At 39.6% G+C, this 25,701-nt stretch carries 24 protein-coding genes; 11 read left to right on the top strand and 13 right to left on the bottom strand.

Translation table 11 applies throughout. The annotated features are described in order from the left end of the window. Positions 1-47 precede the first annotated feature (47 nt). The 4 genes from B6N13_RS02415 to B6N13_RS02400 are packed head-to-tail and all read left to right on the top strand — an operon-like array spanning position 48 to position 3,791. Complete coding sequence (locus B6N13_RS02415) at positions 48-1,145, top strand: ChuX/HutX family heme-like substrate-binding protein (protein ID WP_169458355.1); 1,098 nt, start codon at positions 48-50, stop codon at positions 1,143-1,145. Next, positions 1,142-1,984, top strand: a complete 843-nt coding sequence (locus B6N13_RS02410; protein ID WP_169458354.1) for an ABC transporter substrate-binding protein — start codon at positions 1,142-1,144, stop codon at positions 1,982-1,984. The genes B6N13_RS02415 and B6N13_RS02410 overlap by 4 nt, the downstream gene beginning before the upstream one ends. Further along, positions 1,981-2,994 carry an iron ABC transporter permease gene (locus tag B6N13_RS02405; protein ID WP_012068571.1) on the top strand — a complete coding sequence of 338 codons (1,014 nt, stop codon included), beginning with the start codon at positions 1,981-1,983 and terminating at the stop codon, positions 2,992-2,994. Before B6N13_RS02410 ends, B6N13_RS02405 begins: the two co-directional genes overlap by 4 nt. After that, the gene (locus B6N13_RS02400) at positions 2,994-3,791 is read left to right on the top strand and encodes a heme ABC transporter ATP-binding protein (RefSeq protein ID WP_169458353.1); all 798 of its coding nucleotides are present in this window, start codon (positions 2,994-2,996) and stop codon (positions 3,789-3,791) included. Before B6N13_RS02405 ends, B6N13_RS02400 begins: the two co-directional genes overlap by 1 nt. Positions 3,792-3,956: 165 nt before the next feature. On the opposite strand, the gene B6N13_RS02395 is transcribed toward B6N13_RS02400, so the two are convergent. The 3 genes from B6N13_RS02395 to B6N13_RS02385 all read right to left on the bottom strand — a co-directional run bounded on the left by B6N13_RS02395 (position 3,957) and on the right by B6N13_RS02385 (position 6,957). Further along, positions 3,957-5,309, bottom strand: a complete 1,353-nt coding sequence (locus tag B6N13_RS02395; protein ID WP_348981516.1) for an MATE family efflux transporter — start codon at positions 5,307-5,309, stop codon at positions 3,957-3,959. Positions 5,310-5,494: 185 nt separating this feature from the next. Continuing rightward, positions 5,495-6,322 (bottom strand): nucleotidyl transferase AbiEii/AbiGii toxin family protein, encoded by an 828-nt coding sequence (locus B6N13_RS02390; RefSeq protein WP_169458352.1) that lies wholly within the window; start codon positions 6,320-6,322, stop codon positions 5,495-5,497. After that, a complete protein-coding gene (locus B6N13_RS02385; RefSeq protein ID WP_169458351.1) occupies positions 6,316-6,957 on the bottom strand; it encodes a hypothetical protein in 642 nt (213 codons plus the stop codon). Before B6N13_RS02385 ends, B6N13_RS02390 begins: the two co-directional genes overlap by 7 nt. A gap of 351 nt (positions 6,958-7,308) precedes the next feature. Here B6N13_RS02385 and B6N13_RS02380 point away from each other — a divergent pair, with 351 nt between their 5' ends. The 7 genes from B6N13_RS02380 (at position 7,309) to B6N13_RS02350 (ending at position 15,170) form a co-directional block, all read left to right on the top strand. Next, complete coding sequence (locus tag B6N13_RS02380) at positions 7,309-8,223, top strand: lysine exporter LysO family protein (RefSeq protein ID WP_012068566.1); 915 nt, start codon at positions 7,309-7,311, stop codon at positions 8,221-8,223. A gap of 138 nt (positions 8,224-8,361) precedes the next feature. Continuing rightward, complete coding sequence (locus tag B6N13_RS02375; RefSeq protein WP_169458350.1) at positions 8,362-9,543, top strand: glycosyltransferase; 1,182 nt, start codon at positions 8,362-8,364, stop codon at positions 9,541-9,543. 42 nt (positions 9,544-9,585) lie between these two features. Then, positions 9,586-10,314, top strand: coding sequence for a PIG-L family deacetylase (locus tag B6N13_RS02370; RefSeq protein ID WP_169458349.1), 729 nt, complete (start codon positions 9,586-9,588; stop codon positions 10,312-10,314). Between the two features lie 167 nt (positions 10,315-10,481). Continuing rightward, positions 10,482-10,913, top strand: coding sequence for a hypothetical protein (locus B6N13_RS02365; protein WP_248280196.1), 432 nt, complete (start codon positions 10,482-10,484; stop codon positions 10,911-10,913). 521 nt (positions 10,914-11,434) lie between these two features. Then, positions 11,435-12,148, top strand: coding sequence for an FKBP-type peptidyl-prolyl cis-trans isomerase (locus B6N13_RS02360; protein ID WP_048814222.1), 714 nt, complete (start codon positions 11,435-11,437; stop codon positions 12,146-12,148). Between the two features lie 213 nt (positions 12,149-12,361). Next, on the top strand, positions 12,362-13,696 hold the full coding sequence (locus B6N13_RS02355) for an O-antigen ligase family protein (protein ID WP_169458348.1): 1,335 nt from the start codon (positions 12,362-12,364) through the stop codon (positions 13,694-13,696). A gap of 58 nt (positions 13,697-13,754) precedes the next feature. After that, a complete protein-coding gene (locus B6N13_RS02350; protein WP_169458347.1) occupies positions 13,755-15,170 on the top strand; it encodes an undecaprenyl-phosphate glucose phosphotransferase in 1,416 nt (471 codons plus the stop codon). 13 nt (positions 15,171-15,183) lie between these two features. On the opposite strand, the gene B6N13_RS02345 is transcribed toward B6N13_RS02350, so the two are convergent. The 10 genes from B6N13_RS02345 to B6N13_RS02300 all read right to left on the bottom strand — a co-directional run bounded on the left by B6N13_RS02345 (position 15,184) and on the right by B6N13_RS02300 (position 25,667). Continuing rightward, positions 15,184-16,314 (bottom strand): glycosyltransferase family 4 protein, encoded by a 1,131-nt coding sequence (locus B6N13_RS02345; protein ID WP_169458346.1) that lies wholly within the window; start codon positions 16,312-16,314, stop codon positions 15,184-15,186. Further along, the gene (locus tag B6N13_RS02340; protein WP_169458345.1) at positions 16,314-17,309 is read right to left on the bottom strand and encodes a glycosyltransferase family 1 protein; all 996 of its coding nucleotides are present in this window, start codon (positions 17,307-17,309) and stop codon (positions 16,314-16,316) included. The genes B6N13_RS02345 and B6N13_RS02340 overlap by 1 nt, the downstream gene beginning before the upstream one ends. Positions 17,310-17,325: 16 nt before the next feature. Beyond that, complete coding sequence (locus B6N13_RS02335) at positions 17,326-18,072, bottom strand: glycosyltransferase family 2 protein (protein WP_169458344.1); 747 nt, start codon at positions 18,070-18,072, stop codon at positions 17,326-17,328. Between the two features lies 1 nt (position 18,073). Then, complete coding sequence (locus tag B6N13_RS02330) at positions 18,074-19,042, bottom strand: GDP-L-fucose synthase (protein WP_169458343.1); 969 nt, start codon at positions 19,040-19,042, stop codon at positions 18,074-18,076. A gap of 3 nt (positions 19,043-19,045) precedes the next feature. Next, a complete protein-coding gene (gmd, locus tag B6N13_RS02325) occupies positions 19,046-20,164 on the bottom strand; it encodes a GDP-mannose 4,6-dehydratase (RefSeq protein ID WP_169458342.1) in 1,119 nt (372 codons plus the stop codon). Next, a complete protein-coding gene (locus B6N13_RS02320; RefSeq protein ID WP_169458341.1) occupies positions 20,161-21,306 on the bottom strand; it encodes a glycosyltransferase family 9 protein in 1,146 nt (381 codons plus the stop codon). Before B6N13_RS02320 ends, gmd begins: the two co-directional genes overlap by 4 nt. Positions 21,307-22,170: 864 nt before the next feature. Beyond that, positions 22,171-22,431, bottom strand: a complete 261-nt coding sequence (locus tag B6N13_RS02315) for a transposase (RefSeq protein ID WP_348981518.1) — start codon at positions 22,429-22,431, stop codon at positions 22,171-22,173. Positions 22,432-22,675: 244 nt separating this feature from the next. Then, positions 22,676-23,632, bottom strand: coding sequence for a hypothetical protein (locus B6N13_RS02310; RefSeq protein WP_211172735.1), 957 nt, complete (start codon positions 23,630-23,632; stop codon positions 22,676-22,678). Beyond that, complete coding sequence (locus tag B6N13_RS02305) at positions 23,632-24,498, bottom strand: NAD-dependent epimerase/dehydratase family protein (protein WP_169458339.1); 867 nt, start codon at positions 24,496-24,498, stop codon at positions 23,632-23,634. The genes B6N13_RS02310 and B6N13_RS02305 overlap by 1 nt, the downstream gene beginning before the upstream one ends. Before the next feature lie 2 nt (positions 24,499-24,500). After that, positions 24,501-25,667 carry a nucleotide sugar dehydrogenase gene (locus B6N13_RS02300; protein ID WP_169458338.1) on the bottom strand — a complete coding sequence of 389 codons (1,167 nt, stop codon included), beginning with the start codon at positions 25,665-25,667 and terminating at the stop codon, positions 24,501-24,503. Positions 25,668-25,701 lie beyond the last annotated feature (34 nt).

Here is a 25,701-nt window from a genome sequence, read left to right as displayed (position 1 = left end):
TAAACAAGGGGAAGCGTTTCTCCCTTATTTATTCATGGAGAATTCATATGTCAGTCAACAACGAAGCACCTAAAGTTAAAACAGCAAATACCACCAATAATCTTGCTTACTCGCGATACCTAGAAGTTGTTTTATCAGGCCAAGCACCACGAGCTCGAGAGCTTGCCAAACAGCTGAACATTAGCGAGGGCGAATTAGTTGCTTGCCGACAAGGCACAGAAACATGGGCTATCAAGCCACCGTTTCAACGCCTATTAGCTCAGCTAGAAAACGTCGGTGAGGTGATGACCATCACCCGCAACGATGAAGCCGTACACGAAACCACGGGGACGTATCATAAGTTTAGTTTCATGGAAAAGGGCAATATGGGTCTTGTCTTATCGGACGATATCGACTTACGCCTGTTCCTTGGCCAATGGCACAGCGCATTCCATGTCATCGAAAATGGTCGCCATAGTATCCAGTTTTTCAACGCTCATGGTTTAGCAGTTCATAAAATCTATCGCACAGACAATACTCTAGCCGAAAAATGGGACGCTCTCATAACTGAATTTCGCGACGCTTCCCCCGTTCCACCCACTTATTTACCGTTAGAAAAAGAGCAAGAACCTATCAGCGAGCTACCAGCTAATTTTGATAAAGCTCATTTCGCTAAAGAATGGTCAGAGCTAAAAGATGTTCATGAATATCATAGCATGCTCAAAAGGCACGGCCTTTCTCGTACTCAAGCTTTGTCCCAAATTGGTGATCAATGGGCAACAAAACTAAAACAAGACAGTGTAAAAAACGCTATAACCTTTGCTGAAGAAGAAAACTGCAACATCATGGTGTTTGTTGGTAATAAAGGCTGCATCCAAATTTTCAGCGGCGAAGTACATCGTCTTATGCAACAAGGCCCTTGGTTCAATGTATTAGACCCAGGTTTTAACTTGCACCTAAGAGAAGACTTGATCGCAGAAACTTGGGCCATCAAACGCCCTAGCAGCGACGGCATTATTACTTCTATTGAAGCATTCAACGCCAAAGGCGACTCCATTTTAACACTATTTGGCAAACGTAAGCCGGGGAACCCTGAACTACCACTATGGCAAAACACAGTAGAGAAAGTGATTAATCTAAGCGCTAAACAGGAGACGACATCATGAGCCGAAAGCTGCTTATTTTCGTTACCCTGATGGTGTTAGGATCACTTAGCAGTACCTTCAGTTTTGCTCAACGTGTTGTCAGCATAGGTGGAACAGTCACAGAAATCGTCTATTTACTTGGTGCTGACAAGCAACTCGTTGCCAGCGATACCAGTAGCATCTACCCCGATAAAGCGAACCAAATGCCCAAAGTTGGCTACCAGCGCACTCTGTCGGCAGAAGGCGTACTGAGCGTTCATCCAGAACTCTTACTCATCACGCCAGCAGCAGGACCAGCTAAAGTATTGCAGCAGCTAAAAGAGACTGGGGTGAACGTTGTGTCGATAGACGCACCAGATACCAAACAGGGTATTTTTGATAAAGTTTCACAAGTCGCTCATGCCTTGAATCTAGACATTGCTGGCAAGCAAGCGATTGATGACATTAAACAAGACTTTGATGAATTAGCTATTCCTGAATCTTGGAAAAAACGTCCTCCTCGCTTGCTGTTTGTCTTACAAATGAGCGGCGCTCCTATGGTGGCAGGACAAGGAACTGCTCCCGATGCTTTATTTCATCTCGCTGGGGCAACCAATACGGTAAGCAACATAAAAGGCTACAAGGCACTCACTCCTGAAGCCATTTTACTCGCTCAGCCAGACGCTATTGTGGTGACTCAACAAGGACTGACAAGAGCAAGCGAGCAAGCCATTTGGTCTTTACCCGGAATGGCTTCAACACCAGCGGCAAAAGCTCAACGCTTAATATCCTTAGATGCTTTATTAGCATTAGGCCTCGGCCCAAGAACGCCTCAAGCCATTGAGCTTATACATCAACAACTTGAAGACTGGGCGCCATGAAACGCGCCTTTTATTCGCAAATCCCTTACCCAGTCCTAATCTTAGCGTTGTTTATGGTGGGGATATTTGCGTTAACGCAAGGAGCCTATTCGATTTCATGGCGAGACCTTTTTCTGTCTTCCATGAATGACATAGACCGACAAATACTGATGACGGTTCGCTTACCTAGGCTACTCATGGCTGCTCTGGTCGGCGCTGCACTCGCTGTTTCTGGTGCGTTAATGCAAGCATTATTTCGTAACCCATTGGCAGATCCCGGCTTACTAGGCGTCTCATCTGGCGCTTCCGTTTTTGTCGGCATTTTGATTGTTCTCAATCCTTTAGCAGATAACTTACCACTGTGGGCACAATCTTATCTGCAAAGCATCGCGGCGTTCTTAGGCGCGGTACTCACCTGCTGGTTGATTTTTCAATTATCCAAACACAAGGGCCAAGTATCTGTACTGCATTTACTCCTTGCTGGTATCGCTATCAATGCCTTATCAGGGTCAGCAACAGGATTACTTACTTACGTAAGCAATGATGAACAGCTAAGAGCCTTAACTTTTTGGGCAATGGGAAATTTAGGCGGTGCTAGATGGGAGCAAGTTGCTGTTATTGCAAGCATTTTATTACCACTGCTTTGTTATGCTTGGCGCCAATCTAAAAACTTAAATCTGTTATTACTTGGCGAAGAAGAAGCCCGTTATTTAGGACTAGATGTCGAGAGCTTCAAAATAAAGCTCATCGCCATTGTGGCGTTATGTGTCGGCGTGACCGTTGCCTTTACCGGCCTTATTGGCTTTATTGGACTAATGGTCCCACATCTCATTCGTATGCTCTTTGGTGCCGATAACCGCATAGTCATTCCTTGCTCTGCCTTATTAGGCGCCAGTTTACTAACAGGAGCAGATACCCTAGCTCGGCTTTTAGTCATTCCTGCAGAACTGCCTGTTGGCTTGGTCACCAGCTTATTGGGTGGGCCATTTTTCTTATGGCTACTTTTAAAAAATATACGAGAAACCAGCTAATGCTTAACATCAGCGAACTCACGCTTATTCGATCTGGGAAAAACCTATTAGAAAATGTTTCTCTTAGCATAAAGCCTGGACAACTTACTATTATTCTTGGGCCAAACGGCGCGGGAAAATCGACGCTATTAAAATGCTGCTCAGGCGCACTTCAAGCAGATACAGGGCACATCACGTTAGATAAAAAACTGTTGTCGAATTGGTCGCTGGCAGACCTCGCCAAAAAGCGCGCCGTATTAACTCAGCAAATCCATCTGCCTTTCGCATTAACCGTGAAAGAAGTGGTTTCTCTTGGGCTCGCACCATGGGCATTGTCAGATCAGCAAGCCTCGAAGTTAATTCATGACACCTTAATCGAAGTCGGCATGCCAGATACAGAAACTCGTCAATACGCCAGCTTATCCGGAGGAGAACAGCAACGTATCCAACTCGCAAGAGTCTTAGTTCAGCTCTTCGCAGACAAGCCCTCACGGACAAAAACACAATCTCAAGAAGGCAAATACTTACTATTAGATGAACCCATTTCAGCGCTCGACTTACACCAGCAACAACGAGTCTTAAGGCTACTTAAAAACCTTACTCAAAAAGGATTGGGGATTTTCTGCATCTTACACGACATCAACCTAGCGGCACTCTATGGTGACAAACTCGTCCTATTAGAAAAAGGCAAAGTCATCTTCAACAGTGAGCCCAAAAGACTAGCCCAAGGAAAACAAATAGAAACTACCTACCAAGCCGACCTCATCCGCTTGTCACACCCAGACACCCAACTACCGCAGTGGCAATTTAAACAATAACCAAACCGTATGTAGATCGTGCTTTAGCGCGTCAAGGGTTTTGGTTTGGTGCAATTCGTTTTTGACGGCCTGAAGGCCGACCTACAGGTGATTGATTTTGTTAGGTTTTTGTTGGTCGTGCTTTAGCGCGTCAAGGAAGTTTGATAAAGGCCGGAAATTCCTTGCCTACGCAACTTCTCTTGGTGAGGCAATACGTCGGCCTTCATAACGCGCTAATATCACACGAAAGCGTACGATCAAAATTACCGCTAACAAGGTCAACCCTGCACCTAGACCAATGTAAAAACCTCGCAGAGATAAAGTTTCTGCCCAAGGGCTGTAATGAGACAACCAAAATCCAAACGGTATACTTAAACCAAACAAAGACGCTGCAAAGGCGATCATGGTTGAACGCGTATCACGAAATCCTCGTAAGGCGCCAGTAAATACAGTTTGCAGCATATCGGGGAATTGATAACAAGAAGAGATCAACAGAATGCTCGCTGCCAAGGCCACAACTTCAGCATTATTGCTGTAAATATAAGGAATCTGATTATGAAAGACCTGAGTAATAATAAAACACGTACTTACATAAGAAAGGCCTAGCAACACGATCACACGAATACGCTTTCTAACGCCGCTAACGCCTTCTTTCGACATGGCTTTTGCTACCACTATCGCAGTCACAGCACTCATGGCCATCATTGGTGTAAACAAGAAAGAAGTGTAAGACATAACGATCTGACCGCCGCCCAATGCCAGATCACCAAAAGATGAAATCAGCCACGTCATAGATGAAAACAAGCCCACCTCAAAAGCAAAGGCAAAACCTGCTGGCGCACCAATATTAAGAAGTATCGAAAACTTACGCGTGTAACGCCACACAAGGCGAGTAAATAACGGAGTTTTATTAATAAAGCGGTCATAAACAAAAAATAGGGTTACCGCTAGATACAAAGACAAAGCAGACGCCAACGCCGCACCTTTTGCCCCCATTTCAGGAAAACCAAACTTGCCAAAAATCAGCACATAGTTAAACAATACATTCAGCACCAGACCAAAGCTAGCGACAAACAGCGGAAAACCTGGACGACCAGCCGCCTCAAACAAGTTTTTATACGCCGTCATCAAAGCCAACATTGGAAGAGCTGGCGCAAAGATATATAAATACGAGATAGAAACTTGCCTTGTCTCTTCTTCCGTCGCCATCAAACCGGCGAAATATGGCAGTAAGAAGATAGCTACCAAGCTTGCCAATAAACCAAGTCCAACAGACAAGCCAACCGCTTGCGACATATACAGATTAACCAATTTTGGTTGTCGACCATGCAAATGACGCGTCACCAAAGGCGTAAGCCCGAATGTCACACCAATCAAGAAACATCCAACCGGTAGCCATAAACTCGATGCCAAACCAACAGCAGCCAAATGCAACGCACTGTAATGGCCTAACATAATGGTATCGACAACGCTAATAGACAACTCCAATGTCATAGTCAGGATCATCGGAAACAACAAATGCAAAACTTCTTTTAACACTGGAAAACGCTTAACCACACATCACCGCCGACTATCCATAGAAAACACCAAAAAACAGCCGAGCAATTTACCACCGATCACCATACATTGCACCAAATCACCTGTATATCGGCCTTCAGGCCGACAGATACGAGCATTGTTGGGATAAATTTGACCTACACTTATATCTACCAATCAAATTATCATCACTTCACGACTTTTAATTTTTTCGTAATTTGCAGAAAGTAATCCACAGACCATAACGTCAACGAATCAGGATCCGTAATAAACCGGACAATATCTTGTTTAGCACCGACTATATCCAGTTGTGTAATTTTGCTTGCGAGCAATTGTTTAAAGGTCTCTTCATTCAAATCAATATCAATTATATCACCGCTTTGCTTAGCTCTATTGGCAAAATGAGAGAGATTGATAGGGATACCACGTCGAACATACCATTCGAAATCATACCAATCACGGCCTTTTACCCTATTGAGCCACGGCCTAAATAGCAGAGCATGCATCTTACCGGCAAATAAATCAGATGGCCGGAAACACTTCACATAAAATGAAAAAGGTTCCAATAACAACTTCTCTTCTGTAGTAAAACCCAATGGAGGATCAATATCGACTTCAAACTTGATCTTAACAGGCCGATCTATCATCAATGAAATATCAAAAATTTGGCTATGACTTTTCAAAAAAGCAGATTCAATCTGATTGGTCGACTTTCTGGTTTTTTGAGTAATTTCAACCTCAATACCAAGCGATATGAACTCGTCTTTAACAGCCTTAAAATAAGGGTCAAGTGTAAAGCAATGATCAGGTGCAAGTAATGAAAAATCTAAATCCTCAGAAAATCGAGGCAAGCCATGAAAAATACGTAAACAGGTGCCGCCGTAAAATGCCGCTTTTTGAAAAAAACCACCTCGATACAACCCCGCCAACGCAATTTCTTGCATGACTTCGCGTAGCGCTTGGTCCGCTTCCGCCTCACTGGAAAGTGAATATTTTTGTAGCATTTGCTTTAACATGATAATGACTCCAATAAGGTAACCAACAGCCCTAATAAAGCAGCCTTAGTTCCGCTCTCTGCGAGTTTTTTTACTAAAGCAATATCAAACTGCGCCAACTCAGAAAAGTCCAACCGCAAGTCCTGCTGCAAATAACTCTCCAAACCTTTAACAGAATAGACTCTTAAATTACGTGCTAACAAAAGACTATCGCACAGAGCTTTTTCTCGTGACGCCATTAAATAGCTCACTTTTTCAGCTGGTTTTACTTGAATAATGCCTAACGAATAGTAAGGCAAAGGCAAATGAGTATACGAAAAGCGGCCTACATCACTTTTGTAGAATTTCGAACGCCTAGTCGTCACCGAAGATATCTCAACAACACCTTCAGGAATCAGCCCATGATAAAACAAAGCGTAATCCAGAGAGACATAAGAAGGTCCATACAGTACATTCGCAACCAGCGGTAGCGACCACAACTCACCGCTCATCTGAGGCGAAACGACATACAACCCACGCTTAACCTGCAACAAACAACCTTGTTGCAACCAACGGTGTATTTTGTCATTTGGCGTTTTGTAATCATGTAATACCGCCAACAAACTACTATGCTGGATAGGCACACAACCAAACGTTTTTAAAAGATCTTCGCTCATTGGAAAAAACCTACATTTTTACATAGTTAATCGGATTTTATCAGATTAACTATGTAAAAAATACGATATCAAGCATCAATAAGAACAAACCAAGTCACACCAAACCCAAAATATTGACGCGCAAAAACACGACCCACAAAAAACATACCATCAAAAAACATACCATCAAAAATGTAGGTCGGCCTTCAGGCCGTCAAAAATGAATCTCACCAAACCAAAACCTTGACGTGATGAATCACGTCCCACCTAAAAACAACATGCTCTACAAAAAACCAAGCTTGTATTTACATCTCAATACCGAGAAAATGCCGCACCAGTATTTAAAGACCTGTCTAGGAAGACCACACCCACATGACCATTATCGCTACTCTTGGCCCATTACTTATCGCCCTACTCTTTGGTTACTGGGTCAATATCAAGTTATTCACGCCTGCGCGCGTGGCAAAAGGGTTAGAACAGCTTGTGTACCTCATTTTAGGCTTAATTGGCTTTAGCCTTGGTGCGCTAGACAATTTAGCAGAAAAGCTATTCATTGCTGGTTATCAAGCCATTATTTTCTTTGTGCTAATCAGCGTATTGAGCCTAGCTGGCTTATATCTAAGTGGTCTGCGTTTTGGCGGCACCCACGCAGACAGTCTTGCTCAAGGTCCATCAGACAGCAAAAACCATGCACTAATGGATGCAGCAAGAACCATTGCTTGGGTGATTGGTGGCGTCATCGTTGGGATTTTCGCCAAAGATTGGCTAACAGGCGTCGACGAACTAGTGACTGGCTTGCTGTACGTTTTACTCTTTTTAATCGGTTGCCAACTTCGTCAAGGCAATCACCGTCTACGCAAGCTCTTTTTAAACTCGCAAGGCGTTATTATCGCCCTAGTGACCATTTTCACCACTCTATTAGCGGGTTGGATTGGCAGCCTAGTTTTAGGGCTAAGTTGGAACCAAGGGCTTGCGGTTGTTTCAGGCTTCGGCTGGTACAGTTTATCTGGCATTCTTATTACGGGCTTAGGCGATCCGGTACTTGGCACCACGGCCTTCTTGCTTGATCTTGGACGTGAGATCCTTGCCCTCATGCTGATTCCGTTCTTAGCTCGACTAAATAGCCACATGTCCGTCGGTTATTCTGGCGCAACGGCAATGGATTTCACCTTACCCATGCTGGGTAAATTTCACGGCGCGCAAATCATCCCAGTCTGCATCGCCAGTGGCTTTATTATGAGCATTCTAGTGCCAATTCTTATTCCGTTATTTATGGGGATTAAATAGCCTTCTTGAGCATTTAGTGGGTTCGTTAATTTATGTACTATATTTTTTGAATGCTGAGTTGTTTAGTATTAGCTTTCAATAGTAGAAATAGCACGACGGCGACTTTACAACGTTGCCTTACATTTTTTAGGAGATTCGATGAAGGTTGCGGTTGTTGTAAATTGTTTAAAAATTGGAGGCATGGAGAGAGTTGCCTGCAATTTATCCGACGCCTTTGCGAAACAAGGCCATGATACTCACCTTATTTATCTTAAAAATCGCAAAATTGAAGTCTCCCCCAGCAACCCTAATGTCAAAATACATTTGTTTGCCCTACAAAAAATGGTGATGCTAAGCGGCATTGGTTTTATTTGGCTAATAATATCTAAATTATTAAATATCATTTTTCGTAAATCGTTCGTCATGTTTTTTGCCTATGCGGAAGCCATGGCTTTTTCTTATAAACTCAAAAAATTAGAGAAAGAAGCTGGCCGATTTGATCTTATTATTTTTCGTGGGCAAGGCACTTTTTCACATATTTGGCCACTCAAAGACCCTCGTTTTGTCTTCGTTTGTGAAAGTATGCTTAACCAGTCGGTGTATGGCTCTAAATCTAAGCAGATGTTTTCATGGCTATTTTCCAACCGACATGTGGTATGTATATCCAAAGAAGCACAGCGCTCTTTTATGGATCTAATTCACAACTTCGCTATTTCATGTCAAAGTATTTCAATCATAAGCAACCCAAATAATTATGAAGAAATTAGAGAAAAAGCATCGGCTCTAGAAACCAATATTAATTACCATACAAGCCCCTATATTTTAGGTTTAGGCCGTCTTGTAGGAGGTAAAAACTTTCCATTATTAATCGACGCCTATTATTACGCACGCAACAACTTCGGCGTAACACATGACCTAGTTATCGTCGGGGAAGGTCGAGAAAAAGCTGCAATCGAAAATAAGATCAAAAAACTAGGATTAGAAGATTGTATCTTTCTAAAAGGTAAACAAAGCAATCCATTTCCTTGGTATCAGCGTGCAGACCTCTTTGTTTTAAGCTCCAAAAGTGAAGGGCTAGGAATGGTACTCATTGAGGCCTTGGCTTGCGGAACACCTGTCGTTGCAACAAATTGCCCTGGTGGCGTTAGTGATATCATGCGTGGGCAGTTAAGTGACTATTTAGCAGAACAAAGCCCTGAGTCTCTTGCCGAGAAAATCGTCCTTGCTTTGAAACAAGGAGACTCCGTGCTTTTAGGCCCAGACGTCGCACAATCGCTCGCGCAGTTTGACGAAAAACATATCGTGCAACAATATTGCGGCACCTACTTACCAGCTCAATAAATTTAGATTAAACGACTGCCTTACTTTACAAGAATTATTTTTATGAAAAAACTTGATTACCAGTATGCGTTACAACCAGATTGGCAAAGTGACGTACTTATAAAAAAGCAGAACACAAGCAATATATCTAATTTGACTCTGGCAGATGAAGCAAGATTCGCTGAGTTAACACAAGATGAATTTACTTGGTTACTATCGTTTCCTTATCAATCTACTCATAAAAAAAAGCAAGGCTGTATTTCCGCTTTTTTTAATAATGAAGATCAAAATACAGTTGGCCATTCACAATTTTTTGAAGCGAATCAACAAGGCACTCGCTACCTCAATCTAAGTGGCTTATTGGCAAAAGACAAAACATTGTACCAATTACAATTGGCTTTCGAACATTGCAAAGCTCCTACTGAAGCAAAACTTTTAGGCTTTAAAAAACCCAACCTCGCTGATGGGCCCATTCTCATCATTGCGCCACATGCCGACGATGCTGAGCTCGCTGCATATGGCTTATACAGCGACTTTGCGGATCAAGTTTGGATTACAACCATCAATGCAGGACAAAACCTCCAGTCTTTAGATAGGCAGTATATTTCTGGGTTAGATGAAACCATAAGCGATGCAACACAGCGAAAAGTACAAATCAGAGCGTGGAATAGCATGACAACACCGCTTCTTGCCGGCGTTAAGCTTGAGCGATTGTCTTCCCTTGGTTATCCAAAGAATCGCTTTATCAAACGCCAAAAGAGCCAAAAAGCGATAAAGCTTTCCCAGCGCTAACACCTCAAATAAGCCGCACATTTAATACGCTAAAACTTCCGAATGATGAACAGAATATTAGCTCTGGACAATTACTAATCGAAGATCTAACTAGCCTACTAGAGCAAATTAAGCCTTCAACTGTACTAGTAACAGAACCAGAGATAGACCCTCATCCAGAACATATTATGTCAGCTTATGCCTTAGCCTTCGCCATCAACAAAAGCAGCCATGTGCCAAATAGAGTTCTGATGTACGTAAACCATTTGCGTAAAATAAAGAAGTTCCCTTACGGCCCAGAGCACACTAAAACGGCACTAGCACCATGCTATGACACTAAATCGATATTTGGCCATTATTCCTGTTATAGCCACCAACTCGATATAAATACACAAAAAGACAAAGTTGTATCTTTTGACTCAATGCACGATCTACGCAGCAAACCGAGAATTCAGAAGATGTTAAAAAAATGGTGGCATAGCAAAATACTAAAAAGCCATTATAAATATTACGGTTACCACAACTATTTCTTAACGCACATTAAAGCCAATGAGGTCTTCACTTTTGTGGATGGGCAGATCTTTAGTCAGTCATTGATTCACTCAATAGACCAAGGTTAAAGCACTAGTTTTATAACGATTACATTCATCATAGGTATTTTGTCGCACTAAAGCACGAATCGATAAAATGCCTGAGCCCAAGCCTTAACGTAGAAACGTCAATAAATTGTAAATAGAGCCAGACAAACAAACTTGCTTTAGCAAACACCGTCATGCTTTTGTAAAAGCGATTGTATAGATAAAGAACAGCGGATTAATCTCAGCCTACGTCTTGTGCTTTGTGAGGCCGTTCTATCTTTTGTAACTCAAACAAAGTGTGCAGGTGAAGGGGTCGCTTTGATAACATGAACGCATATAAACTGGCATAAATAGCCAACCTTATGTTAGAACATTCATGTTAAACAAAAACGACGGATCTGATTTTGCAAAGCACAAGGCGTATACCATTGTTCCTGCTTTGTTTTCGCCCCAAGAAATGCTGGTAAAAAAAATATGCGAATTGAACTCCGTCTTAATGCTTCACGTCACTAAATGATAAATCAACAAACAATGGAACACCTTTTCTTATGAAAAAAATAGCTATGAAAAAAACTCTTATTGCGGCGCTGGTCATGTCATCTGTTTCTTTTGCGTACGCAGCCGACAGCTCAATTAAACTAGACACTAAAGAGCAACGCCTTGGTTACAGCATTGGCACCATGTTTGGTTCTCGCATGTCTCAGGATTTCTCTGAACTAGATATGAAAACCTTTATGGCAGGCTTCCAAGATTCATTTGCTGGTAAAGAAGGCAAAATGAGCATGGATGAAGTAACTAAAACCATCCAAGACTACCAGCAAGAACAAATGGCAAAAGCTCAACTTGAACAAGAAAAAGCCGCAGAAGAAGCAAAAGCTGCGTCTGCTGCTTGGTTAAAAGAGAAAGAAGCCGAAGATGGCGTGAAAAAAACAGAATCTGGTTTGCTTTATAAAGTTATCACCGCCGGCAAAGGTGACAAACCTAGCGCAACAGACACAGTAAAAGTGGACTATGAAGGCAGCCTAAGTGATGGAACAGTGTTCGATAGCTCATACAAACGTGGTGAAGCCATTACCTTCCCACTAAATGGTGTAATTCCTGGCTGGACCGAAGGTCTACAACTTATGCCTGTTGGCTCTAAATATGAACTATACATCCCAGCTGATTTAGCTTACGGCCCTGGTGGCACAGGTCCTATTCCACCAAATGCAGCGCTTAAATTTGTTGTTGAACTGCATGATATAGAGAAGCCAGAAGCACCAAAAGCAACGAAATAAATTATTTGTTCTATAAAATAAAAAATGGCTGTCGTTATCGATGGCCATTTTTTATTTAAGCCACTTTTGACAAGAAAAGCCCCCTTCTTCAAGAAAATGACTACTCTGATGAATATCTTATATACCCCTTCCCATAACTCTTTGTATAATTACGCAAAAATTGCCACTTAATATTGATATGCCCTTATAGAAAACCAAATACACGAGCTTAAAATGACATCAGTTTCTACCAGTTTAGCCAATGCATTCAAACGACGCACACCAGCAGAACAGCCAACTTGGTTAATCCTTCTAGGAATCATCTCGATTGCACTTTATGCTCTCACAAGAACAGGCTTCTCTGAGATCGCAGGTGTCGCATCCGCTATAGCCACACTCACAGGTTTCTGGGGATTATTCAAATACGGCAAAGTGGTCAACAGCCACATATTGTTTCGTTTTGTCTGGATAGCTATCTTATTCCAATTAATTTCATGGGGATTATCTCAGTATGTTACCCCTGAATGGGCGGAAAGCTCACCTAAATTGGATAAGATAACTCGTTGGTTTGTTTTCATTCCGTTAGCTTGGTGGGTAGCCCAATACAAAAATGCCACTTGGCTCGTCTGGGGCTGTGCAGCACTAGGAATACTAGTTTCCCCTTGGGTAACAGGTGAAGGTATACCTGAGATTATTCGGGGACTAGACGGAGAACGAGTATTTTTCGGTCTTCGACAAGCTCAACATACCAGCTTATTCTTTGGCGTTATTTTGATAGGCTTTTTATGCTTTACTCGCACGCTTCTAAGTAAAAGCAAATGGTTAGCAATCCCTCTTTTTCTTGCTATTGCTTACTGTATCCTCATTATTTATATCAACTCATCTCGTCAAGCTTGGCTTGCGTTACTGATTACGGCGTTTTTTATGGCCAGCTACTTCACCATAAAGCGGTTTAATCGAGCAACAGGAAAGCAAAAGCTAGTCACCCTAAGTCTATTTCTAGCTAGCATGTTAGGCCTCAGCATGGCAATAAATATAGCGTTAACTAACAACGACGCTATGATAAACAGAGCTGTAGAAGAGAAAGAAGCATTAAGTGCTATTGCCACACTAGACTTTGATAATGTGCCCTATACTAGTTTTGGTATACGCCTTCATAGCTGGGTAGCGGCAACAGACTTTATAAAAGCCAAACCAATATTTGGTTGGGGAAGCAATGGTAGAAGTCTTGTTATGAAAAAAACAGAATGGCTACCAGATGATATAAGAAAAGATTTCGGGCACTTGCATAACATCTATATTGAGATGCTGGTTAACTTTGGTATTGTAGGATTAGCTTTTTATATTAGTATCTGGGTCGTAATGGCAAAAAGCCTTTTTAAACAAATAAAAGCTGGAAAAATAGAAAAACAAGTTGGCTATTTCTTTATGAGTTTTGTCTGCTTCTGGAGCATTATGAATTGCTTCGAAGCCTACCAAAATTTCTGGACAGGTGTTTTTTACTTTACGATATTTATGACAGGTATACAGGCCCAAATATGGCGCGCAAAATATAATTTTAAAGAATAAATCTTAGTTATAAAAATCTAAATATTATTGACTAGCTAAGTTAACAGCAGAGAAATACGTGAAAAAAAGTTTAGCATTAAAAGAACACAGCACATCACTTAGTATCATACTAAGAATCATAGATTGCCTTGGGCTATTAAGTGCCGGACTATTAAGTTACTGGTTAAGATTTTCAAGTCTTAGCCTTGATTTAACATATAAAAATGTCCTACTACTCGGTGTGCTACTTGGAGCAGCAAGCCTGTCCTTTTTTGGCGCCTATAGGGCATGGCGAGGGGCATCATTCACGTCTGAGATAAGATGTGTTCTTAGTGCGACATTAACAACATTTTTGCTACTAATCATCAGTGGATTTGTTACCCAATCTTCCGATTTATTCTCTCGTATTTGGGTAGTAAGTTGGCTATGTACCTCTACCGCTACAATATTGAGCTATAGATTTTTGCTTCGAAAGTCCCTAGGGGCATTAAGAGCAAAAGGCTTCAACATCAGAAGCGTGATTATTATTGGTGATGGAGAGCTGGCACAACAAGTTCTAGAGCGACTAAAACAACACCCTGAAATGGGGTTAGTCGTAAAAGGGATACTTAGTACACAAGACCAAGCCATCGATAAACATGAAATTAACTCTGTACCATTTTTAGGCACATTAAATGAACTAGATAAAATAGTTAAAAATCACAAAATAGATCAGGTTTGGATTGCTCTTCCAATGAGCGAAGTGCAAAAAATGGAACAAGTACAATCCGCTTTAAGCAACACTTCTATCGTGATTCGAATGGTACCCGATATCTTTGGCTTTAGACTCTTAAATCAATCCATGACGGAAGTTGCTGGTTTACCCGTTATAAACATTTCAACCTCTCATATGCTTGAAGGTAAAAACCGTTTTCTAAAGTCCCTAGAAGACAAAATACTGGCTTCTATTATACTGTTACTCATAAGCCCAATTTTAGTAGCCTTAGCCATCACTATAAAGCTAACGTCCAAAGGGCCGATCTTATTTAAACAATATAGAACAGGCGCCAATGGGCAGGACTTTAAGGTTTATAAGTTTCGGTCTATGGTGGTTCACAATGAGGAAGATGGAAAAGTAACACAAGCAACAAAAGGGGACAGTAGAATAACCCCTATCGGTGCTTTCATGAGAAGAACATCTTTAGATGAACTACCGCAATTTATCAATGTACTTCAAGGCAGGATGTCCATTGTTGGGCCAAGACCCCATGCACTTGCACACAATGAACATTACAAAACACTTGTTGAATCTTATATGCGCCGCCATATGGTCAAGCCAGGCATCACTGGCTGGGCACAAGTAAATGGCTTTCGCGGAGAAACCGATACAATAGACAAAATGGAAAACAGAGTTGAATACGACCTATACTATATTGAAAACTGGTCTGTATGGTTCGATCTCAGAATCATCTTTTTGACTATTTTTAAAGGCTTTATACATAAGAATGCAATTTGATCTTCAATGAAGATCAAATTTCTATGCCTTTTTCTTCACATTTCTCAAGTACAAACTGCTTGAAATTTTCCTTAAAAATTTCCGTAGAAAATTTCATCGCATGAGCTCTAATTTCACTTGGCTCAAGTAATAAGCTATGATTTTCTTCAAAATCATTAACAGCTTTAATAATCGAATCTGCTGTTTGTTTATAAAAATAAAAGCCTGTTTTCTTATCTATAACCGTATCTAATACCCCCCCCTTACCAAATGCAATAACAGGCGTACCACAGGCTTGAGCTTCTAATGGAACAATTCCAAAATCTTCTTCAGCCGCAAAAATAAAAGCTCTAGCTTTCATCATATGCTCTTTAAGAGTTTGATAATCTTGGTATCCCAAATAACTTATGTTTGATGAAGCAGATGCTATTTTTTCAACCTTATCTCTTTCAGGGCCATCACCTATGATAATAAGCTTTTTATCAGGCATTTTTGAAAAGGCTTCCGCAATAAGCGCTAACCGTTTATAGGGAACCAAACGCGACGCAGTAAAATAAAAATCATCTTTGTCTATTTGAAGAGAAAATGCATTAACATCAACGTTAGGAAAAATAACTTTTGAATCCCTGCGATAAGATTTCTCAATTCTTCTTTTAATAAAATGACTATTAGCTATAAAAGCGTCAACATTATGACTGGAAATAAAATCCCACATTCGAATTTTATGTAAAAAATATCGGGCAATTAGAGACTTAACACCGTTGGTTAAGCCAGACTCCTTTAAATATTCAAACTTCATATCCCAAGCATATCGAATAGGTGAATGACAGTAACAAACATGTAATTGATTAGGTGATGTAATTACTCCTTTTGCCACCGCATGACTACTACTAATCACTAAATCATATTCAGTAAGATCAAGCTGCTCTATAGCAAAAGGCATTAATGGTAGATACGCACGATATTTCTTTTTTGCAAATGGTAACTTTTGTATGAAGGTGTTCTTTGTTTGCTTGCCGATCAGGTATTTTTTTCTCTGCTCGTCATCAAAAAAATCCACTACAGAGAATAAATCAGCATCAGGAAAAATATCGATAATAGCCTGTATAACATTTTCTGCGCCTCCTGGGTTAACAAACCAGTCATGTACAATTGCTATTTTCATTATTTCTCCAAGATAGGGATTAGAGCATCATCCCAAATTTCTCTAGAACGTTCCCAAGAAAACATTTGTGCTCTTTTCAACCCCAATTCAACTAAATTAATACGTACCAATTTCTTTTGCCAGATATCAACTAAACCGTCTCTAATAGAATTAATATCATAAGGATCAACTAAAAATGCTGCTCCGCCAGCGGTCTCGGGCATGGCTGTAACATTCGATGTAATTACTGGAGTGCCAACAGCCATAGATTCAAGAATAGGCAAACAAAAGCCTTCATATAAACTTACGACAACAGTCGCAACGGCGCCTTTATAATAAGAAGGCAAATCAGACTCTTCAACTCCGCATAAAAACACCACACGTTCAGTCATATCTAATTCAGCAATAAACAAACTTAATTCTGGTGTGGATTTACAAGAAATTAATAAGTCAACCTCAGTAGAAAGACCTGAGCTCGCATAAGCACTCACCAGTCTTTTCAAATTCTTATGTGATTTATTATTTCCAACATATAAGAAATAAGGTCTGTCTCTCACGATAGGAAGAACAGCTTCATGATAAAATTCATGATCAACCCCATTAGGAACCACAATTATTTTATCGATAGGAACCTTAGCCCAACGTGAAATTTCTTGTCGTGTAAAATCAGAGACAGTAAAAACAGCAGGGGCATTTCGTACCGTCTGCTTCACAATATAATTATAATACAACTTGTTTTTAGCATTTGAGTACTCAGGAAATCTCAGATGCATGAGGTCATGAAGCGTGACTATAGCTTTACTTGCAGAAAAAAAAGGGCAATTGTAGCCTGGACTAACAAAGTAGCTACCACCTAGCGTAATTCTAGATAATTTAATCGGGTCTATAGCTGATAGCGCAGAAGACAGCTCACCACTGATGAGACTACATCCACTTAGACTTTGAGCTTGCATTATTTCCTTACAAAACCGACCAATCCCTCCGCTTTTTAACCACCGAGAGTCAAAATAAAGCATAATTTATCCCTAACATCTATTTCCCAATCAACCTCTTAATAAAATACTTCAGACTACTTTTAACCAAGCATATCACTAAAGTAATAGAGGGTAAGTTCTTGATTTGTGCTTTAATCTCCTCTTTAAAGTTCTTTCCGGAGTTTTGACCACTTATACCACCATCAGCATAATCGACAAGAGTATCATTTATAAAGAAAAGAGATGAGTGAGGTAAAACCCTTAACCAAAATTCGTAATCCATACGTATTCTAAAATCTTCATCATATAATCCATATTTATCAAACAAAGCCTTAGATATAAAAGAAGCCTGATGTGAAATCATTGACCTTTCACCTATAAAAGTAGCATCACTTACTATTTTTTTCGGTATTCTCTTATCAACAAACTTTGAAAAAGCAGTAATTACATCGGCTTTAGATTCAACAATAGCATCAGCAAATATAGATACAGATTGGTTATTAATAAAAACGTCACCTGAGTTCATATAATTTATATAATCACCTTCAGCTAATCTAGTGCCTTTATTAAAAGCATCACTAATACCAGTATCTTTTTCGCTCAGAAAAGCAAAAAGTTTATCTTGGTACTTTTCTATTAACTGCCTTGTACCATCTGATGAACCACCATCAATTACAATATAATGAATATTCTCGTAGGATTGGTTTAAAACGCTTTTTAATGTTTTTTCAATATTTTCAACATCATTATAAACAATTGTAATAATGTTAATGATTGGTTGCCACTGAGTATTTTGCTTAAGCATACTATACTCTCAAATCAGTAGAGTTCTTTAAAAACCAGTCATAGGCATCCTGAAGTCCTTTATCCAACTCAATACTAGACTCCCAACCAAGACGATGAAGACGATCTACATTCATTAGTTTTCTTGGTGCGCCATCAGGCTTGCTTGTGTCTGTATTAATATCACCATTAAAGCCTACAACTTTAGCAATTTTATGAGTAACTTCCAGAATAGAGCAGTCCAACCCCGTGCCAACATTAATATGGCTTTCCATTGAATGAACTTCACTATCATAAGTAGCTTTATCAAGATTCATGACAAATATACTAGCCGCCGCCATATCGTCCACATGTAAAAACTCGCGTTTTGGCGTACCGGTCCCCCAGATAGTCACTTCACTTAACCCTTGTTCTTTTGCCTCATGTATACGGCGTATCAAAGCAGGGATAACATGACTATTTTCAGGATGATAATTATCCCCTGGACCATAAAGATTGGTAGGCATTACACTGCGATAATCTACACCATATTGACGGTTATAAGATTCGCACAATTTTATTCCCGCAATTTTAGCTACTGCATATGGCTCATTAGTTGGCTCTAGATAGCCATCTAACAAAGCCGATTCTTGCATAGGTTGACTAGCCAACTTAGGGTAAATACACGAAGAACCTAGAAACAAAAGTTTTTGTACTCCATGCAAATACGACTGATGAATGACATTGGCCTCTATCATCAAGTTCTGGTATATAAACTCGGCTGGAAACGTATTATTAGCATAGATACCACCCACTTTCGCAGCAGCTAAATACACTTCATCAATCTTTTGCTCGGCAAAAAAAGCAGCCACTGCAGTTTGATTTGTTAGATCAAGCTCAGCAGAAGTACGAGTAACAATATGCTGATAGCCGCTTTTTTTCAGTTGACGGATAATAGCAGAACCGACCATTCCACCATGACCGGCAACATAAACTCTTGAATCTAAGTTCACCTATTAATTCTCCTGAGCCACAGGTACTTCATAGCCATTGGCTTTCATAAAGGCATGCTGCTTAGCGATTTTAAGATCTGCTGAAACCATTTCAGAACACATTTCTTGTACCGTGATTTCTGGTGTCCACCCCAATTTTTGCTTCGCTTTACTTGGGTCACCTAATAAAGTTTCTACTTCAGCAGGGCGGAAATAACGTGGGTCTATTTGCACGACCACATCTCCTACTTTCAAAGCAGGTGCTTTATCGCCTTCAATAGCTATAACAATAGCTTTTTCATCAACGCCTTGACCTTCAAATTTCAACTTAATACCCAACTCTTGGGCAGACCATTCGATAAATTGGCGAACGGAATACTGAACCCCAGTAGCAATAACAAAGTCTTCTGGCTGCTCTTGTTGAAGCATCATCCACTGCATGCGAACATAATCTTTAGCATGGCCCCAATCACGGAGTGCATCCATATTCCCCATATACAAGCACTTCTCTAAACCTTGTGCGATATTTGCCAAACCACGAGTAATTTTACGAGTAACAAAAGTTTCACCGCGGCGTGGTGATTCATGATTAAACAATATGCCGTTACAGGCATACATACCATAAGATTCGCGGTAGTTAACCACGATCCAGTAAGCGTACATTTTAGCCACAGCATAAGGCGAACGAGGGTAAAACGGCGTAGTTTCTCTTTGAGGAGTCTCTTGCACAAGTCCAAAAAGCTCGGAAGTAGATGCCTGATAAAACTTGGTTTTCTTTTCGAGACCTAGAAGACGAATAGCCTCTAAAATACGCAAAGCTCCCATACCATCAACATCAGCAGTATACTCAGGAGCTTCAAACGACACGGCGACATGAGATTGAGCCCCCAAATTGTAAACTTCATCTGGCTGAACTTCTTGCAAAATCCGAGTCAAGTTGGAGCTGTCAGTTAAATCACCGTAATGTAACTTCAACTTTGGATTTGGTTCATGAGGATCTTGATACAAATGATCAATTCGCTGAGTGTTAAGAGATGATGCTCGACGTTTAATACCATGAACTTCATAGCCTTTTGCTAATAAAAATTCAGCTAAGTAAGAACCATCTTGACCAGTAATACCCGTAATAAGTGCTTTTTTCATAAAGATACTTTTGACTCAATTATAGAAATCACATCTGATGATGAGATATCATTAATATTTGGATTATCATTGAATCCTCTCTTATTGCTATTAATTTTATAAGAATTTAGATCAGCATGTATAGATGGATGAGTAATTAAATGGTAGTTTTTAAAATTTTCTGGATACGGTACAAAGCGTCCATAATGACTTCCATTGTATATTACGAAAACATTAGGGTGATCTAGTGCCATTGCAATATGTGGGATAGCGGTCTCATTAGAAATCAAAATAACTGAACTTGATATTATTTCCAATAATTCCAATTGCGTTGTTTTTCCAACTAAATTTAAATGGGTACCTTTTATTGAATCCGATATCAATTCACCTTCTAACACATCGTCTTGTCCGCCGCATAAAACAATATCAAGGCCAAATTTGTTTTTAAGATACGAAGCCGTTTCTGAGAAGCCAGAAGGCGACCATTTTCTAATTGAAGTGCTGGCCCCAATAAATAGAAGAGCATATTTTTCTGGTAGCTTCATATTATAAGATGGTGTAAATGAAATCGTAGGCTTATCGATATTTATATCCTTTCCTAAAAAACTAGAAAAAAACATTCTATTTCGATAAAATTCAAAAACTATGCAATCTTTCTTAGAATCAGAATATAAATCAGTATATATTTTGCTTGTAAAATATCTAGAGATTTTGGAATGATTCACTGTATCACCGAACCAAGCAACTTTACGTGAAGAAGAGATAATTCTAACAAAGTCCTCAAAGACAACCCCTTCGCGGCTGTAACATGGATATAAAACCGCCTGCACATTAGAATAGCATGATGCATTTAACAAAAATTTCACTCGATAAAAAAAGTCTCTTGAAAATTTTACTCGATCTATAGATTCGTATGTAAAACTTTCATTAACTCCAGCTAACTCCATCCATTTAGAGTTACCAACTAATATAATCTCGACATTATCCTTCTTAACAAGTGGAATGAAATTTTGAAAAAGCAAGTAATCTCCTATTGCATCTGGTCGAAAAATAATAATTTTTTCATTCCCTCTACGACCAAGTCCTCTATAAAAAAAAGATAACATTCTAGCAACGAAATAAGATATTTTATAGAAAAAAAACCTTGTAACGATCTTTGGCATAACAAGCCCTTATTAATAAAATCCATAAATAACACATCCTCATTAAACTTATTATTATTCAGAGAAGGTTATAGCAAAAAAACAACTTAGTTAAATCTTCAAATTCTAAAAAACTTTTTTTTTGAAATAAAACTATCAGCACCAAACGTTAAAATCAGACTATAACTCGCTTGAGCTTTTAACTTTTTTCAGTAATTTATTAAAAATCTCATAATTAAATAAAAACCAAACAAGAATATAAATATCTTTCATGAAAAATTTCTCGATTTTCTATCAAAAACCCTAAAAATAAGTCAGAGAATTACTCATCGACGACCTTAACTCTTTAATAACACCCTTAAATCTCAGTCTTTATGCAAGCTCGCCCTTAAAACAGAGTATCTAAAAAACTAATTCCGTCGATAAGACAGATTAACCTAATATAGATTGTATCTATCTGGTCAACTCTTAATAGAGTTGCCAAGCACAAAAAAACACCGCATGCTTATTGACATTTTTTGATAGGCCGATTATTAATGCTAAGGTGCTTTTTCGAAGCTTATATCTTGCTCTGCATTTCAACAACCTACCTGTCTAATATTATCCCCCTCGTTTCGATGCGTTTATTCACGCCACAATAGCCCATTAACCTCCTCAGAGACAAACAACTCTTCCCTATGTATCATCCCTGGCGGTAGTTGATTAAGGTCGTGCTCATTAGCGGATTGATGGTTGAGCTATGTATCAAACATCGCCTTCACCCACTCCTACAAGTGCTTTTAGACCAAAAACCATTGTTTACCTTTTTGCGTTCGGTACATCTCAGAGTCACTCGTATTCGATTTATTTTTGGTTGGGCTCACAACTTCGATGATCTTCACATCGTCAATCGTTACTTCCTTGAAGTAATGCCTGAGTCGACAGCCGCTTGTTTACTTCTTTGAAATGCAGGCAATCAGGGCCGTGCTTCTCAAGCAAATAACGGAAGTTTATGATGATTGCGTGATCAGGTATCGTATCTTCTAATGACAAGCCAGCAAATAGGCGCATCGAGGTAACCTCGTAAAGTGCGTATTTCATAGCAGGACCACGCATGCTGTACCAGCTCTTTACTAGCTTTTCGGCGTTTGCAGATAAATTCGTTATCTGTGAAAGAAAGCTGATTCATGTCATTCGATCTTGAGATTATGGTCAGATAAGCATTGTCCTATATTTAGGACATAATCTCATTTTCCCTAACCTATAACTTTTGGCAATTCCTAAATATAATACCCTATAATTCTAAACAACCTATAAATTTCTAATAAAACTTAAAAGCTCGTTATAAAAATGAGTAGTCAACCTCATACTTCATTATATAACTGAAAGATAGGAGCATTAGAGTCAAAAATTATGTCTTTAAGTTTCCAATAATACGCAAAGCTTTTTTAATCGCTCTTACCAACAACCTTCTCCTTAAAAATTCATTCTTATCATAATATTCATTTATTAGAATCTCATTTTCTAACTTTATCTTATGATCTAAAGGAAAGTCAAAGTCTAGAGTAGATCGATTTGCAGAAGCCGAATCAACATCATAAGTATGAGTTGCTTCAGCACCAAAACCAATATTTGATATCAAATTAAACTTTGGGACTATACACTTAGCCTTATTTTTCAATAATAAATAAGAAAACTGATAGTCCCATGTATCAATTTCTTTTTTATATACACGATCAAATACGCCTTTCCAAAACCTCATTGTAGGGGCATATTTAGAAATATCATGTGGTAAGATATTCCGACATGAAGGCCAATCTGATATTTCTGGATCGTATGTTTTCCAAACTCTCGCCCAAGAAGCCCACCCCCAGATCAAGGGATACTTACAAAAACTGTAGTCTTCTTGCATTCCGAATGACTCAGAACCACGAGAATCCCCTGATACTAAATAAATAGAGTCATCATATTTATACCTATTCAGTAACTCTTCACAATACCAAAAAAAGCTTTGGCTAGGTAAACAGTCATCTTCAAGGATTATCCCCTGCTCTTCATTTTCAAAGAACCACGTAATAGCACCGCTAACAGCATACTTACAACCAAGGTTTTTTTCTCTAAATAAAGTTTTTACTTCGCAATCCCAATCTATATTTTGAGTAATATAGTCACGAACAAGTTGAACTTTCTCTGCTTCACCTTCTTTACTAGTTCTAGCACCATCTGCCGCGATATAAAGACGCGGTGGTTTCGCTTGACGAATCGCCTCAAAAACTTGTTTTGTAGTATCCAATCGGTTGAATACTAAAAAAAGTACAGCAGTGTTCAATGCATGCGGAGGGATGAACTTGTTTTCATCAGGCATCATTATTTCCAGCTCTTTAATCTAAGATTTTCGATATAACTAGCTAGTGTACGTTTAGCGGACCAACCTAATGCTTTCGTTTTATCTGCCATGACATCTGCAGTCATTCGGTTACCCTTGCGTTCAGGCAACATCTCAATATGACCATTGAACATCTTAGCAACCTCTAAAATACTAAAGCCTTCTTCACTACCAATACCAAACTCATCACCATAGCCGTTCTCCCCCACCAACACCAGACCGTCTATAATGTCGTCGATGTGGGTAAAATTACGCTTTTGGGCTCCTGGGCTCACTACTGTAAGCGGTTCGTTATTACGCATTTTTTCTTTAAATAACGCAATCAAAGTGGCGTATTTACCGGTTTGTATCTCTCGCTCACCGTATACATTATAAAAATACGTGATCGCATAAGGTACATTGAACCAATTGCCATAATTCATAACTAACTCAGTATTAGTCGCTTTTGTCCAAGCATAAGGAGAAGCACTGCGCCCAAGACCACCATCGCCAAACTTAGTACTACTGCCAGCATACAAAATTTTACAGCCAGCTTTGCGAACAAACTCTAGTACCGCAAAAATACCTTCTTTGTTGTATGCCCAAACCTTTTCAATGTCGTCAAAGCTTTGCTCTACCCGCGAATATTCACCAAGGTGATAAACCATGTCGGGAGCAAAATCGACAAGCGTAGCAATATTCTTTGTTTCACCACGTATATAAGTCACGCCGGCTACATGATTTGCTTCACTGCCCGTAAAATAGTTATCCAATGAATATACATCGTATCCCATTGTTACCAAGCGCTCACACAAGTGACTGCCTACAAACCCAGCGCCACCAGTTACCAATACTTTTTTATTACTCATTGTTAATCCTTTGCAAAAAGGTCTCGTGTGTACACTTTTGCTACCACATCTAGTAATTCATCACTCATTCTATTGGCAATAATAACGTCACTTTCTTCTTTGAATTGATCTAAAGAACTCAGTACCTTTGCATCATGAAATTCGGAATCGCTAAGCTCAGGTTCATAAATCACTAACTCAACGCCTTTACCCTGTAAACGATACATGATTCCCTGTATAGCACTGGCACGGAAGTTATCAGAGCCCGCCTTCATAATTAAACGGTAAACACCTACTTTTTTAGGCTGCTTATTGAGGACTTGATGTTCAATGAAGTCCATACGGGTGTCGTTTGATTGAACAATTGCTCCAATCAATGCTTGTGGCACCATCTCAAAATTAGCTAGTAGTTGCTTGGTATCTTTCGGTAAACAGTAGCCACCATAGCCAAAAGAAGGGTTGTTATAGTGTCCACCAATACGAGGATCAAGACTGACACCCTCAATAATTTGACGGGCATCCAGCCCTTGAACTTCAGCATAAGTATCTAATTCATTGAAAAAAGCCACACGCATAGCTAAATAGGTATTAGCAAACAATTTTACCGCTTCAGCTTCAGTTGCATTCGTAAACAAGACTGGCATGTCTTTTTTGATAGCTCCATCGACAAGCAAATTTGCGAAAATAGTAGCCCGCTCAGAGACTTCTCCTACAATAATTCGAGATGGATACAGGTTGTCATAAAGTGCCTTACCTTCACGAAGAAACTCTGGTGAGAAAATAATATTATCCACACCAAATTTAGCTTTTACTCTTTCTACATAGCCGACAGGAATCGTCGATTTAATCACCATGACAGCCTGAGGATTAATCGCCAAAACGTCAACAATAACAGACTCTATCGACTTAGTATTGAAGTAATGCGTTTCGGCATCATAATCCGTTGGCGTAGCAATAATGACATAATCCGCATTTTGGTATGCCTGTTGTTTATCTAATGTAGCAACCAAGTTTAAAGACTTATTTTCAAGAAAATCTTGAATTTCAGCATCATGAATCGGGGATTGTTTATTATTCAAAAGCGCTATCTTCTCGGGAACTACATCCAAAGCAACAACTTCCTGGCGCTGCGCTAAAAGTACCGCAAGAGATAAGCCAACATAGCCTGTACCAGCGATTACGACTTTCATAAATATACTCTTTAAAAAAACTCTTTCTTTAATC

It is taken from the genome of Marinomonas sp. UCMA 3892, from assembly GCF_012726345.1.
GTDB lineage: Bacteria > Pseudomonadota > Gammaproteobacteria > Pseudomonadales > Marinomonadaceae > Marinomonas.
This window is presented reverse-complemented; position numbering and strand designations above follow the sequence as displayed.